12 protein-coding genes and 1 tRNA gene are annotated in these 13214 nt (G+C 61.4%); 4 read left to right on the forward strand and 9 right to left on the reverse strand.

Annotated features, from left to right (window positions below):
* The first annotated feature begins 21 nt into the window (after positions 1-21).
* The gene (locus CYD53_RS12965) at positions 22-894 is read left to right on the forward strand and encodes a MurR/RpiR family transcriptional regulator (protein WP_103718505.1); all 873 of its coding nucleotides are present in this window, start codon (positions 22-24) and stop codon (positions 892-894) included.
* A gap of 94 nt (positions 895-988) precedes the next feature.
* On the forward strand, positions 989-1162 hold the full coding sequence (locus CYD53_RS31000) for a helix-turn-helix domain-containing protein (protein ID WP_103718506.1): 174 nt from the start codon (positions 989-991) through the stop codon (positions 1160-1162).
* Between the two features lie 66 nt (positions 1163-1228).
* Here the strand turns inward: CYD53_RS31000 and CYD53_RS12975 are convergent, their stop codons facing one another.
* From CYD53_RS12975 to CYD53_RS12995, 5 genes are read right to left on the reverse strand one after another with little or no spacing between them, the layout of a single operon-like run.
* Entirely contained in the window at positions 1229-1966 is a 738-nt protein-coding gene (locus tag CYD53_RS12975; RefSeq protein WP_103718507.1) for a M48 family metallopeptidase, read from the reverse strand.
* Positions 1963-4932, reverse strand: a complete 2970-nt coding sequence (locus CYD53_RS12980) for a type I restriction endonuclease subunit R (RefSeq protein ID WP_103718508.1) — start codon at positions 4930-4932, stop codon at positions 1963-1965. The genes CYD53_RS12975 and CYD53_RS12980 overlap by 4 nt, the downstream gene beginning before the upstream one ends.
* Entirely contained in the window at positions 4929-6218 is a 1290-nt protein-coding gene (locus CYD53_RS12985; RefSeq protein ID WP_103718509.1) for a restriction endonuclease subunit S, read from the reverse strand. The genes CYD53_RS12980 and CYD53_RS12985 overlap by 4 nt, the downstream gene beginning before the upstream one ends.
* Positions 6205-7734: a type I restriction-modification system subunit M gene (locus CYD53_RS12990; protein WP_103718510.1), complete on the reverse strand. Its 1530-nt coding sequence runs from the start codon at positions 7732-7734 to the stop codon at positions 6205-6207. Before CYD53_RS12990 ends, CYD53_RS12985 begins: the two co-directional genes overlap by 14 nt.
* Positions 7735-7741: 7 nt before the next feature.
* Positions 7742-8374 (reverse strand): restriction endonuclease subunit S, encoded by a 633-nt coding sequence (locus tag CYD53_RS12995; RefSeq protein ID WP_103718511.1) that lies wholly within the window; start codon positions 8372-8374, stop codon positions 7742-7744.
* A gap of 167 nt (positions 8375-8541) precedes the next feature.
* Between CYD53_RS12995 and CYD53_RS13000 the strand changes: the two genes are divergently transcribed.
* On the forward strand, positions 8542-8793 hold the full coding sequence (locus CYD53_RS13000) for a hypothetical protein (RefSeq protein WP_103718512.1): 252 nt from the start codon (positions 8542-8544) through the stop codon (positions 8791-8793).
* A gap of 137 nt (positions 8794-8930) precedes the next feature.
* Positions 8931-9101: a YegP family protein gene (locus CYD53_RS13005; protein WP_103718513.1), complete on the forward strand. Its 171-nt coding sequence runs from the start codon at positions 8931-8933 to the stop codon at positions 9099-9101.
* A 217-nt stretch (positions 9102-9318) separates the two neighbouring features.
* On the opposite strand, the gene CYD53_RS13010 is transcribed toward CYD53_RS13005, so the two are convergent.
* The 4 genes from CYD53_RS13010 to CYD53_RS13020 all read right to left on the reverse strand — a co-directional run bounded on the left by CYD53_RS13010 (position 9319) and on the right by CYD53_RS13020 (position 13207).
* Positions 9319-9393: transfer RNA gene (locus tag CYD53_RS13010), tRNA-Gly, on the reverse strand.
* Between the two features lie 377 nt (positions 9394-9770).
* A complete protein-coding gene (locus CYD53_RS30265) occupies positions 9771-9941 on the reverse strand; it encodes a hypothetical protein (RefSeq protein ID WP_181011844.1) in 171 nt (56 codons plus the stop codon).
* 219 nt (positions 9942-10160) lie between these two features.
* The gene (locus CYD53_RS13015) at positions 10161-11723 is read right to left on the reverse strand and encodes an ABC transporter substrate-binding protein (RefSeq protein WP_103718514.1); all 1563 of its coding nucleotides are present in this window, start codon (positions 11721-11723) and stop codon (positions 10161-10163) included.
* Positions 11723-13207 (reverse strand): M81 family metallopeptidase, encoded by a 1485-nt coding sequence (locus CYD53_RS13020; RefSeq protein ID WP_146055911.1) that lies wholly within the window; start codon positions 13205-13207, stop codon positions 11723-11725. The genes CYD53_RS13015 and CYD53_RS13020 overlap by 1 nt, the downstream gene beginning before the upstream one ends.
* Positions 13208-13214: the final 7 nt, after the last annotated feature.

Below are 13214 nucleotides of genomic sequence, written 5' to 3' on the forward strand. Positions count from 1 at the left end.
ACGTCAATCAGTGGAAATGCCATGTCACGCGCCCTGAAGCCGACGACGGATCTCGCCAACCGCATCGCCCAGATCTACCCCTCGCTCAGCGAGGGTCATCGCAAGGCGGCCGATTTCGTGCTGCAGAGCCCGCTCGATTCCGCAACCGTCACCATCGAGGGGCTGGCCGAGAAGAGCGGCACCTCGACCGCGACCGTGACCCGCTTCGTCCGGGCCCTGGGCTATCGCAATTACGGCGATTTCCGCGCCGCCCTGTCGGCGGCGCTCAAGGTCGCGATGGCGCCGGTGGAAGGCCTCGCCGATGCCCGCGCCACGGCGGGCTCGGTCTTTGCCACCATGGCGACGACCCTGAAGCGCGAGGCCGCCAATCTCGACGAGGCGATCGCGACGCTGGAGGAAGCGACGGTCAACCGCGCCATCGCCCTGCTCTTGAAGGCGCGCCGCCTCTTCATCGTCGGCTCCGGCGCGAGCTATTATGTCGGCGCCTTCCTGGAGGACGGGCTGGCGCTCTATCTCGACGCCGACGTCGTCTTCGCCTCCTCGCGCGGCGGGCCCGAACGCGCCGTCCGCCACATGCTCTCGGCCGGGCCCGACGACGTCGTCATCGCGATCTCGCTGCCGCGCTATTCGCGCAACACGCTCGAGCTCGCCCGATTCGCCAAGAAGCGCGGCGCCGTCCTGATCGCTTTGACCGACGGACCGTCATCGCCCTTGGTGCCGCTGGCCGACATGACCTTCTTCGCCCCGGCCCGCAACAGCTTCCTGCCGAACTCGCCGACCGCCGCCTTCGCCGTCGCCGACGCGCTGATCACCACGCTCGCCCGCGAGCGCCCGGATGCGGTCGAGGCGCTGAAGGGACTGAGCGAGAGCCTGCTTTGGACGTTTCATTATTAGGCGGAATGGCTGGTTTTGAGGGGCCGGCATGCGGGTTTCTTTGCGGCGCCGGTCCTACCGCTTGGGGCGGCGGCTTTTCGAGCTCTAAAAAGTCGTGCTCGCAGCGCTGATTTGGGCGCGCAAGGATGCTGGCGTCACGGGGGCGCAGTTGGCAGCGCGCATCGGGGTAGCGGCAGTGTTAGTGTCGAAATATGAGACCAAGGAGCGGCGGCTCGATGTGGCGGAGCACATCGCGATCGCGTGGGCCATTGAGGCGGAGCCTGCATAAACTCTTGCGAAACGCAGAAAATGCTTGCTGAAGAAAAGCGGGAGTGTGGATGATCGAGCCCACAGGTCACCAAACGAACAAATGCCCAAGGCGATCAAGGTGTCTCACCCGGCTTTCATAACCGGGCATGATCGTTTCCAGCGATCGCCAAAAGCGTTTTGAGTGATTGTGTTCAAGTACATGGCAGGCCTCGTGTGCGATCACATAGTCCACAAGCGTCATCGGGGCCATGATCAGGCGCCAGTTGAGCCGGATGTGCCCACGCGCATCACAACTGCCCCACCGCTTCGATTGATCCACGACATGAACTGTTGGGCGCGTAATCCCGAGCAGATCCGCCATCGCCTTCGAGCGCACCCTGAAGTGAACTTTCGCGTGGTCACGATACCAATGTCGCAGCGCGCTTCGAACCGCAGCGCGACGGACTAGCGTTCCCGCTTCGGGTAACACTGGCGCTACCAGTGTCGAGCCGCGCGCTGTAATCCGAGTAATCACCGCCGAAGTGTCAGGTACCACCTTCAGCCGATATTGGCGGCCCAAGTAGTGAAACGTCTCTCCGCTAACGAACTCGCGCGTGATCGGCGCGCCTCCCAGCTCCCTGTATCCAGCCTGTTTGCGGAGGAGCCATCGCCCCTTCTTCCGAACGATGCTGATGACGCGCTCATCGTCCAGATCAGATGGGGCAAGGACCCTGACCCCATCGTAGCCAACGGAAATTGCGACCGTCTTCCGTCTGGAAGTTCGCTCAATTGAAAAGCTCACCACCTCGCCGCCGAAATCGAGACTGTGAGCGAGTGCCGTCATCGCGCCAACCTTGCGCGGGCAACATCCATCACCTTCGCCGTGGCTGCTTCGATTGTTGTCGCGTTCATCCCAAGCGTACGCAGTCGCTCCTTGATCGCGCGGCGCATCTGCCTCTGCACGTCTTCCTTGTGCTGCCAGTCCACGACGACGGCGTAACCTTCCAAAGCCTTGGCTACGTCTGAGGCCGCACCTGATCGCGCTTCGGCATCGATGGCTTCATCGAGGAATGGCAGAATGGCTCCCGCCGTTCCCGAGAGCTTGCTGCCCGAGGTGCTGCCTCCCGCCCTGACTGCCGAAACGTCGGCTGACATTTCTTCAAGTCGCGCCAACGCGCTGGCAGCCGATACCCGGGCCTCACGGCGTTCGTTGACGATCTTTTCTAGCTGTTCCCAGAGAGAGGCATAGGCAGTCGGGTTCTCATCTCGGTGGACGTGAATTTCATGGCGTATGGCGTGCTCGATTTCAGCAGCTTTCGCCTCGGCTGAATTCAGGCTGTCGAGATGCTGCTTGAATGCCGGATCAAGGATGTCCCGCATCGCCAGCAGCTGTTCAACGCCTTCCACGGACAGATGCTTGGTGATGATCTCGCCAACCTTGTTGCCGTAATCCTTGGGATCAAACGGCTCTTCGTAGTGCGCGCGACGGGCGATCACTCTCAGCCGGGACAGCCATTTCAGGTCTGACACATAGGGCTCTTCGAGAGCTTTTGGATCGGGCAAGACCATATCCATGGCTTCGGCGAACCGCAGGAAGTCGAGTTCGAATTTCGCCCGCACATCATCAAGCTCAAGTAGCCGAAGGCAAAGCGCCTCATCTGCGCGATCGATGCCTTCGAACAGGCGCATAGCCGCTCGGTGGCGGCTTTCGAGAAGCTGGATCTTGTCAGAGAGCGGGCGCAGTGCGTTCAGCACGCCGTCCTCTTCCGAGAACAGGTCCAGCGCGTCGCTGATGCGTTTGTTGTCACCCCAATAGTCGACCACAAGCCCGTATGTTTTGCCGTCTGCAGTCCGGTTCACGCGGGCAATAGCCTGCAACAATGTGTGCTCGCGCAGCGGGGCGTCGAGATAGAGGACCTGCTCAACAGGGGCATCGAAGCCGGTCAGGAGCATGTCACAAACAACCAATATCTTGAGCGGATCGCCCGGCTTCTTGAAGCGCGAGATGAGATCATCGCGCTCCCGCTTTGACAGGTGATGCGCTTGCAGCCGGACCGTATCGTTGTTCGACGCTGACATGATCAGGGCACATTCCGGCGCGCCCAACTCCCGTAGCTTATCGACATAGCTGACGGCGACGTCACGGCTGACAGCTACGATTTGCGCCTTGAAGCCATTCGGTTCGATCGTGGCGCGATAATGCTCAAGAATGTCCTTGGCGATCGCTTCAATCCGCACATCGGCTCCGGCAAGCTTCTCCTGAAGACGCATTCCGCGCTTCAGCTTCTCAATCTCGTCATCGGAGAGTTCGGGAAAGGCTGAGCGAATATCGCGTTCAATGTCGCGCCCGTCGATCCTCAGCCGCGCATCGCGCATCTCGTAGAAGATCGGCACAGTTGCGCCGTCCTTCACAGCCTGGTCGATCAGGTAGCGGTGCAGGTAATCGCCAAACACCTCACGGGTGCTGCGGTCCTTCTTGTCGATTGGCGTTCCGGTGAAGGCGAGCATGCAGGCGTTGGGAAGTCCGGCACGCATTCGGGCCGCGAGTGCGCCGTATTGGGTCCGGTGGGCCTCATCGACCATGACGAAGACGTTGCGCGCATCGGAGATGACCGAGGAGCGCGTTGGCACAGCGCTGTGGAACTTGTGAACAGTCGTCATGACCGTGGTGCCCGCACCACCGGAAAGCGCTTCGCGCAATGCTTGGCCGCTTTCGGCCTGAATGGGATTGGCGAAGCCCGAGCGTTGGAACTGACTGGCGATCTGGTCATCAAGATCATTGCGATCTGTCACAATGACGAGCGTCGGGTTTTCCGCCTCTGCCAAGCGGCGCAACTTGGTCGCCAGAAAGACCATAGTCAGCGACTTGCCCGAACCTTGCGTGTGGTGGATCACCCCACCACGGCGCTGCGGATTGACCGCGGTTCGGATGCGCTCAATCGCCTTGCCGACGGCCACGAACTGCTGATAGCGGGCGAGCTTCTTGATGCGTCGCCCGTCGATCGTCTCGAACATCACGAAATTGCGGATGAGGTCGAGCAGGTTGGCGGGAGCGAGCAGCCCGGCCAACAAGATGTCCTGCCCCGTCGGCGTTCGCCCGAGTTGCGCGGTCAGCGTGTCGAGCGTCAGGGGATAAGGGTCCTTCCACTCCGCCCATTGGCGCGCAGGGGTCAACGTCGTGCCGTACTTCGCAACATCGCGGGCAAGCGCAATTGATATCTGTGCCGTCTCGAAGAGGCGTGGTGCGCCGAGCCCGGAGAACTCATCGCGACTTTCATAGCGACGGAACTGACGAATGGCCTCGCCCATTGGGTCCGCAAGTGCAGGAGACTTGCATTCGATGACTGCGAGCGGAAGCCCGTTCACATAGATGATGATGTCAGGGATGATATCTTGACGCGAGCCTTTGATAGCGACCTGCCGGGCAAACTCGAAGCTGTTGGCAGAGGGGTCATCGAAATCGAAAAACCGCACGTTGCGGTCCTGCCGACGTCCGTTCTTAGTGTGGGCTGCCGTCACGCCATAGGTGAGCGCAGTATAGGCGTTCTCGTTGGCTTCCATCACATCGACGGCGGCAACGCGCGTGACCAAGGCTATGGCGCGACGAACGCCATCCTCACCAAGCCATGGATTGAGCCGCTTGAGACATTCGGCAAGGCGTACCGTCAGAACGGGCTCGGTCGCCAGCCCTTCACGCAAGCGTCGTACATCGTCCGTTGATAGGGGCTTGAAGTCGAACAACACTCGCAGCAGATCGGCTGCAGGGTCCTCAACCCAATCACGTTCGATTTGGTCGCTCGCCACGCTCATGCGGCTTTGCCTGCCTTGTTGCTATGTCGGGCAATGATCGCTTCGGGAAGCCGAAGACGCCCGGACAAGAGCTCTTGAGCGAGCGCGTTGCGGTTCTCGATCAAGACGGCCAGCGTCTCGCGCTCCTGCTCAATGCGAAGATCATAGGCGACGCCAACCTCACCAATCTTCTTTTGTTCCGAAAGCGGCGGAAGCAGAATTTGAAGAGCCTTGAAGGTGCCCATGTAGATGTCAGGCAGAACACTCCCTGCGACTAAACGAAGCCACTCGCGCGACATATGACGGAATACCTGTTGCAGATAGTGAGGATCAAGCTTCGGTCCGCACACCCAGTTGGCAAAATGCTGACTAGTACACATTGATCGCGACATCACCGATGCAAGCCCCACGTTGGCTGTCCGTTGAAGCACGACCGTACCGACAGGCAGCATCCTCGCAGAGGAATTGGATAATCCCTCTGGGCCAATTGTTTCCGCAGTCTCTGAGATCGTCACTTGACCCAGCGCATCAGCGTCTTGAAGCGAAATCCATGGAATATCACCATCCCAATAGGTCGGCTCCTTACGATCAGGCGTGTGGCCGCTTTCGAGCTTGGCAACCTTCGTTAGTGTCGCGAGGTCCCAGTCCGCCGGAATATGCGTCACGCCTTCGGCAACCCGCCCGAGCACCCAGCGCGCCGGGATCGGCTTCATCGGCGCTTTGTCGCGTCGAATGCCGCGCGTCAGCAATTCCCGCATAGTGGCATGCTTGACGTCCGCGATCGCCTCGATCAGCGCTTCCGTCTTGGCGATAGCCCCCTCCACTGTGCCCAAGACATCGGCAATCGCGCGCTGTTCAGCGGGAACGGGCACAGGTATAGGCAACGTAAGAAAATCTGTAGGGTTCAGACGCGTTCGATCAGTTGATCCTGAACTCCACGCTTCTGCGCGCAACCAAAAGCGCTGCTGCGACAGCACACGAAAAATGAACTCTGAGCTATTATCTCCGGAGGGACGAAAAGCCGGATATTCAGACGTACTGAAGCAGGGTCCGAATTCTGCTGAAATCAGAGCAAATGTCCCTTTTGACGCCCACATCTTGTTGTAAATGATGTCGCCGCACTCAACTCGATTGAGCGAGGGAGCTTGAAGTGTTGCGCCTTCGAAGGCTCCTTGTATGCGAGCGCCGCCAGCATAAAGTCGGACCCCGACTAGGTTGTATGTAGCGTTCGGGTGTGGCTTTTCAGGCCTTCGGACTTGATGGACGACGTCTTTCAGTCGCTTAACCGGGTGATCACTGCCCCACATAACCCATCTCCTTGAGAAGGGCGTTCATGCGCGCGGCAGCTTCATCGCGGGCCTTCTCAGCAGCCCAAAGCTTGCCAAGCTCGGCTTTCACATCGATCGGCTTTTCCGGCTCCAGCGTGTCGATGTAGCGGGAGATGTTGAGGTTGAAGTCGTTCTCCTCAATCTCCTTCATGTCGACGATGCGGCAGAAGCGGTCCTCATCGGTCCATGCCTTGAAGGCATCGACGATGCGCGTGATGTTGCCTTCGCCCAGGATGTTCTTTTTGGGCCGCTCCTCAAATTCCTTCGCGCCGTGAATGAAGAGCACTTTGCCCTTGCGCTCGGGCGCTTTTGCCTTGTTGAGGATCAGTACTGTCGCGGGGATGCCGGTGCCAGCGAACAGATTTTCCGGCAGGCCTATGATCGCCTCGAACAGATCGGCCTTCAGCATCGCTTCGCGAATGCGCCCGTCACCCGAGCCGCGAAAGAGCACGCCATGCGGCATCACGACGCCGCAAACGCCCTTGGCATTCAGCGTCGCCACCATGTGCTGAACGAAGGCCAGATCGCCCATATTCTTGGGCGGAATGCCGTAGATGAAGCGGTTGTGACCCTTCTTCTCCGTATCACCCGAGACATCGTCCGCCCCCCAGCTATCAAGTGAGAAGGGCGGGTTGGCGATGACCCGGTCATAGAGGAAGAGGTTGCCCTCCTGATCAAGTAAACGCGGGTTGCGGATGGTATCACCCTTTTCAATCCGCGCATCGCGAAGCCCGTGCAACAGCAGGTTCATCTTGGCGATGGCCCACGTGCCAAGGTTCTTCTCCTGCCCGTGGAGCGTGATGTTGATCGGCTCGCCGAGGCGCTTGCCCTCAAGCTGCGCCACATGATCTGCGACCTGAACCAACATGCCGCCCGACCCGCAGGTGGGATCGCTGACACGCATCCCGGGCTTCGGGTCCAGCAATTCGACGATGAGCCGCACGACGTGATGGGGCGTGTAGAACTCTCCACCCTTCTTGCCCGCGTCATCCGCGAATTTGTCGATGAGATATTCATAGGCGCGCCCAAGCATGTCCGGCTCAGACAGCGAGGCATTTGACAGATCGATTCGTGAGAAATGGTCGATCAGGCGCGACAGCACCCCCTCCCGGTTCTTGGCGTCGCCAAGGCGCGATTCGGAGTTGAAATCGATGTTGGCGAGCACGCCCTCAATCGAGGGGTTGTCGTCTTCAATCGCTTCACATGCCTTGTTGAGCTGATCACCGATGCCCGTCGTCAACTTCTTGATCGATGACCAGCGCGCTCGCTCGGTAAGGAAGAACTCGTGTTCGTCCGCGTCGTTGTAGGCGACATCCTCCGCCAAGCCGTTGCGGACGGCTTCCTTGGCCTCCTCCTCAAAGCGATCCGACAGTCGTTTCAGGAACAGGAAGCCGAAGATGTAAATCTTGTAGTCGGAACTATCGATGGAGCCGCGCAGGATATCGGCGGATTTCCAAAGATGGTTTTCCAGTTCGACGCGCGTGAGTTTGGCCATATTCCCCTCAATGGTTCTGGTTGTCGCCGAAAAGGCGCGCGTCGATCAGGCGTCGCGCGAGTGCGCGGCGGATTTCTGCAGCCTCAAGGGCGGTGCGGTAAGCGATCTGCGCGTCCTTGACGAGGGCGGCTATGCGCTCTTGTTCGTCGATCGGCGGCAGATTGATTTCGAGCTTGGCGAGATCCTTCGGGGACAGCGACAATAGCGTGGTCGCACCCCGACGCAGCACTTCGATCTTCGGGCGAAACACGTCGCTGGACAGGATCGCGAACAGCGCGCCTCCCTTCACTTCCGCATTTGGTCGCACAACGATTATGTTGCCGCTGGCGATGGCTCCAGCCGTTTCCTCGCCCACTAGACCGAACTTAAGGAGCGTTCCGCGCCCGGTGAGAAGAACATCATCGGGCCGAACCGCATAGGTTGCGGCTCTTGTTGGAAATGGAAAGCCAACCGTATCGAGCTCATCATTTGCAGCAACAGTGCCGTCCTGAAGATCGCGAACGCCTATCACCGGCAGCTTTTCGCCTGGGCGCTCCACGGTCTCTTCGCGCGAGACGCCGATGCCTGCAAATACATTCGCGACCTGCCCCAACCGGGCAGCATGCAGCGCTGCAGCTTTGATTTTGAGTTTGGTCCGCATGACGCTTTGATGTCTCATATACAGCTACGGGTCAACGGCATTTCAATTTCGTAGCGGGCTACGTTAATTTATTATCAGATTATGCCTTGATTTCGGCAAACTCTGCCTTCATGCTGCGGTCGTCGGGAAGTTCCCCGACAAACTCACATCCAGAATGGAGGTTTCACATGAGTACAAGAGCCGAGCCCAGCGGGCTCGCGCTGACGAAACAAGATGCCGCCCTTATCCGGGGAATGATTTTCCGGGGCGATCGCCATCACGATATCGCTGCCTTTTTCGGCGTGAATCAGGGGCGCATTGCTGAGATCAAGGACGGCTCACGGTTTCCAGGCGTACTGCCCGCCAAGGCCGAAGATCTTCCGCCAATGGGTCCTTATCTGACTCCAAAGGTGGCATGGCAGGAAAACCGGCTGCGCTAACAGCCGGTTTCCAATGAGGGGCCGAAGCTCCGCTAGACGTGCCTTGAACGCCACGAACCTAGCTGGCCCCTCCTCAAAAATCAACGGCCCGGCGCTTCGGACGGGTCTCTTTCTGAGCCCGAGGAGGGCTAAAACTCATGTTCGAAATCTTTAAGGCGAGCTCCGGCGGCTATTTTTGGCATCTTAAGGCCAACAACGGCGAGAAGCTGTGCCACTCGGAAGTCTACACGACCAAACAGGCCGCCCAGAACGGAATCGACGCAGTGAAACGTGTCGCCCCCGCGGCGCCTGTTTATGATCGAACGTGATTTGGCAGATCGACCTCGCAGCGAAAGCTGCGAGGTTTGATCCAGCAAGCGCTCGGTGAACCGATTCCTGGGGGCTGGGGCAAGCAGGCTCGGTAACCGAGATGTAACCGCGGTCCTTAGACGCCCTTTGGATAGCCCCTCGGATCTCACAACCCCAGAAACGCAAAAAGCGCCGGAAAATCCGGCGCCTTTGGCAGTCTGCAGTGCTAAGATGTCCTGGAGCGGGAGAAGGGATTCGAACCCTCGACCCCAACCTTGGCAAGGTTGTGCTCTACCCCTGAGCTACTCCCGCGTCCGGACATGGTCGCGTCGTTTCCGGCGCGAGGCCGGCTCTCAATGTCCCAATCGGCGAGTGAAGGGCATGGTCCAGCGAGGTCTCAGCAGTCGCACCGCACGGCCGAGGCGAATTGCGGGTCTGTGATTTGCGCCAGGTCATAGTGAAGCACCAGGCCGTACGACGCGATGGGGTATGCGGCTTCCTCATTGTCCGTGCTTATCACTCGGAGTTGCCTGGCGCCCTCGCTTCCCACGTGCTTTCGGTCGGAAGACCCATATCAGGCGGCGGCTAGTCCGCCATTCCTCCCTGGCAAATGCCTCAATCTGCTTCGTTCTCGCCAGAACTGCCGCTTCGTCCCAGGCCGTCCCGCCTTCGATCGCCTCGCCGGCTGCTCAGTCCACCAAAGCATCTTGGAATTCACTCGCTGGCTCCTCGACATCGATCTTAGCCATGCACCGCTCAAACCTCGAGATCATTTGGCTGATTTCAAGATCCCCAACGCGTTCTTCTGCGGTCTTGAGAAGGCCAAGCGCTTCGATGAACGTCGTTTGATCGCCATTCATTCTGGCAATCTCTATGCCGACCTCGCGGTAAGCCCCAGGTCCGCTCTCGAGTCCTTGTAGCGAGGCCGCGAAGCAGCTGCCGCTGCCGTCTCCCGGGCCTTGCCAACGAGCACGAGGAATATTTGCTTGCCGGCCAGGTCCGGATGTCCGCTGCTGGCGCCTCACTGCTACGGACAGCCTGGAGCTTCGCGGCGCAGCACTGCATTGGAGTGCCCGCGCTCAGCCGCTGCGGCGGACGTTCCAGAAGATCGGCGTGGGCCACGGAACGAAGCCCGTCAGGTCGGCACGCGCCGCCGTCGCGAAATAATACTGGCCGAGCGGAATGAACGGCACGTTTTCGAAGGCGAGAGCCTGCATCCTGCGGGCGATCTGCTTCTGGGCGGCAAGGTCCGGCGCATCGATCCAGCTGTCGCGCAGCTTCTCCATGTCAGGATCGGTCGGCCAGCCGAACCAGCCGGCCTTGCCGGTGCCGCGCAGTGGCAGGTGCACGGCGGGGTCCATCACCGAAAGCCCGGTATAGGAGGTACAGAACATCGACCAGCCGCCCTTCTCGACGGGCTCCTGGCTGGAGCGGCGCTGCACCAGCGTCCCCCAATCCGTCGTGACATGGTCGACATTGATGCCGATGCGCTCCAGCGTCGCCGCCATCACCGGCGCGAAGGCCCCGAGCACAGCCTGATCGCCCGGCGCCATCAACACGGCGCGCTCGCCCTTGTAGCCGCTTTCGGCCACCATCTTCTTCGCCAACGCGACGTCCGCCTTGAGGATGCCGATGCCCTCGTCATTGTCCATCGGCAGGCCCTTTGTGAAGACCCCGACGCCGGTGGCGAAGAGCTCGGGCTCGTTGTTGAAGGCGGCCTGCATGAATTCCTTCTGGTCGACGGCAGTCAGCACCGCCTGCAGCAGCTTGCGGTTGTTGAAGGGCGGATGCAGGTGGTTGATCGCCGCCATGCCGATGGCGCCGATACGGTCGTTGCGCAAGACGCGGGTCGCAGGGTTGCCGCGCAGGATCGGCAGCAGGTCCGGCAGCGGGCTCTCCAGCCAGTCGGCCTCGCCGGTCTGGAGCGCTGCGGCTGCCGAGGCCGGATCGGGCATGACGAGCCATTCGATCCGGTCGAAATGGGCGATACGCGCTCCGGCCAGCAGGCTCGTCTCGTCCTGGCGCGGCAGGTAGCGCTCGTGCCGGGCATAGGCCGCGCCCGCCCCGGGCTTCCATTCGTCGCGCAGGAAGCGGTAGGGGCCGGAGCCGACATAGTCCGAGATCTGCTTGAACGGATCGGTCCTGGCGATGCGCTCGGGCATGATGAAGCAGTAATCGGCGAGCGCGTTCAGCATCAGCCCGAAGGGCTTCTTCAGTCGGATCGTGAAGACCTTGTCGCCCTCGGTGGTCAGTTCGGCGCCAAAGCTCATCATGAGCTGGCCGAGCGGCCGGCGCTTGGCCCAGCGCAGGATCGAGGTGACAAGGTCGATCGAGCGCACCGGCTCGCCATCATGGAAGACGAGGCCGTCGCGCAGGGTGAAGCGCCAGGTCAGCTTGTCGTCGGACAGTTCATGGCCCGCCACCATCTGCGGCCTGGGCAGGTAGTTTGCATCGAGCGCATAAGGCGTGTCCCAAACCATGAAGCCGTGGTTGTAGGCGACGGTCGTGGTCGTCCAGATCGGATCGGGATTGGCGAGGTCGGCCTGGGGAATGAACCTCAGGACCCGCTGGCGGCTTTGTGAGAGCGCCGGACGAGCGATTGCGGTCGCGGCAGCGGCGGCGAGGAAATCACGGCGTCTCATCACGAAGCCTCCCTGATACGGAGCGGATAGAGGGTGGGCGGGGCCAGGCGGAACGGAAAGCGGTTGATATCGAGCGCAGCGGGACCGGGCGCGTCGATGTCGATCATGGTCGGGCAGATCGCGGTGAAGGCGGCGCGGAAATGGTTCTTGGCCTTGGCGCAGAGCAGCGCGACCTGGGCGAAGTCGACGCCGTGCAGCGTATAGAAGGCCGGGTCATGCGCCGAGCCGCAGGCCGTGGTGACGATCACCCTGATCTGCCCGATGCCGATCACGGCAGTGGGGCCGAGCGACATCGGCAGGCCGCGCATCATCGGGCCGCTGTTGGCGTAGTGGCCGTCCGTGAGTTTGAGCACAGTCCCCGAGAACGGCACAGGCGAGCCGAAATCGCTGCTGATCCGCCCGCCGAGCGTGCCGCTGATCGCAGCGCCTTCGCCTGCCGCGACACATCGCTCGACCAGCGCGGGATCGGCGAAGAAGGCGAAGACGGTCGGCACCTGGGGGGCGGCATCCAGCAGCGCGCGCAGCATCTCCGGCGTATCGCCGATGCCGCCCGAGAGCGGGTTGTCGCCTGAATCGATCACCGCTACGGGTTGCGCCTCCGGCCCGAGCCGGAGCGCCTGGGCGATGCCGGCCGCCGCATCGGGCAGCGCGATATAGAAGCGGTCGAGCCGCTTGCGGGTCTCTTCGACGATGCGCTCGGCGGCGCGCTTCGCCAGCTCCCGGTCGCCATCGGCATAAACCAGCGCGCCGGCGCCCGCGACAACCGTGTCGCCATAGGAGAAGCCGCCGAAGGGCGAGGCATCGAGGATGCGCGGATCGAATTCGAGGCCGCGCGCGAAGGCTTCGAGCTCCGCCATCGGCCCCTCCGCCGTGCGCATGTTGATGCTGGGCAGGATCGCGTCGAGCTTGGCGATGTGGCCGACGGGTCGGACCTCGCCCTTCACCGTGCGGTCGAGCACGTCGAGCACCCGCTCGGCGGTCTCCTTCATGTCGATATGCGGATGTTCCTTGAACCCGGCGGCGAAGGTGACGAGATCGGCGATGCGCGTGTCGAGATTGGCGTGCAGGTCGAAGCTGACGCCGAAAGGCATCTCAGGCCCGATCGCCTCGCGCACGCGCCGGACGATCTCGTAATCGGCGAGGTCCATGCCCTCGACCACCATTGCCCCATGCAGCGAGAGGAAGACCGCATCCCATTCGCCCTGCGTGAGGTCGGCGACGATCTCGTCGATGATCGTGTCGTAGGCCTCGCGGGTCACGGGGCCGGCGGGCGTCGCGCCCGTCATGCGCAGGAACGTGCCGCGCCATTCGGGATGGGCGTCGAGGAACGCGACGGCGCCGCCGCCCTCGGTCGTGGTGCCGCGGTAGACAGCCTCGGCCTCCTGGCCCTGATACCATTCACGCCGGAACTCGTTGAGCCCGGTCATCACCGGCGAGAAGGAATTGCCTTCATGCGAGAACCGGGCAACGGCGAGGCGGGGCATCAGCGAC

Origin of the sequence: Allobosea psychrotolerans (genome assembly GCF_002917105.1) — a bacterium.
GTDB classification, from domain to species: Bacteria; Pseudomonadota; Alphaproteobacteria; order Rhizobiales; family Beijerinckiaceae; genus Allobosea; species Allobosea psychrotolerans.

Coding starts and splice junctions, on each gene's coding strand:
- CYD53_RS12975 (WP_103718507.1), bottom strand. CDS start 1,966: ATGACGGCACTCGCTCACAGTCTCGATTTCGGCGGCGAGGTGGTGAGC.
- CYD53_RS13015 (WP_103718514.1), bottom strand. CDS start 11,723: ATGAGACGCCGTGATTTCCTCGCCGCCGCTGCCGCGACCGCAATCGCT.
- CYD53_RS12995 (WP_103718511.1), bottom strand. CDS start 8,374: ATGCGGACCAAACTCAAAATCAAAGCTGCAGCGCTGCATGCTGCCCGG.
- CYD53_RS12990 (WP_103718510.1), bottom strand. CDS start 7,734: ATGGCCAAACTCACGCGCGTCGAACTGGAAAACCATCTTTGGAAATCC.
- CYD53_RS30265 (WP_181011844.1), bottom strand. CDS start 9,941: ATGAATGGCGATCAAACGACGTTCATCGAAGCGCTTGGCCTTCTCAAG.
- CYD53_RS12985 (WP_103718509.1), bottom strand. CDS start 6,218: ATGTGGGGCAGTGATCACCCGGTTAAGCGACTGAAAGACGTCGTCCAT.
- CYD53_RS13000 (WP_103718512.1), top strand. CDS start 8,542: ATGAGTACAAGAGCCGAGCCCAGCGGGCTCGCGCTGACGAAACAAGAT.
- CYD53_RS12980 (WP_103718508.1), bottom strand. CDS start 4,932: ATGAGCGTGGCGAGCGACCAAATCGAACGTGATTGGGTTGAGGACCCT.
- CYD53_RS13005 (WP_103718513.1), top strand. CDS start 8,931: ATGTTCGAAATCTTTAAGGCGAGCTCCGGCGGCTATTTTTGGCATCTT.
- CYD53_RS12965 (WP_103718505.1), top strand. CDS start 22: ATGTCACGCGCCCTGAAGCCGACGACGGATCTCGCCAACCGCATCGCC.
- CYD53_RS13020 (WP_146055911.1), bottom strand. CDS start 13,207: ATGCCCCGCCTCGCCGTTGCCCGGTTCTCGCATGAAGGCAATTCCTTC.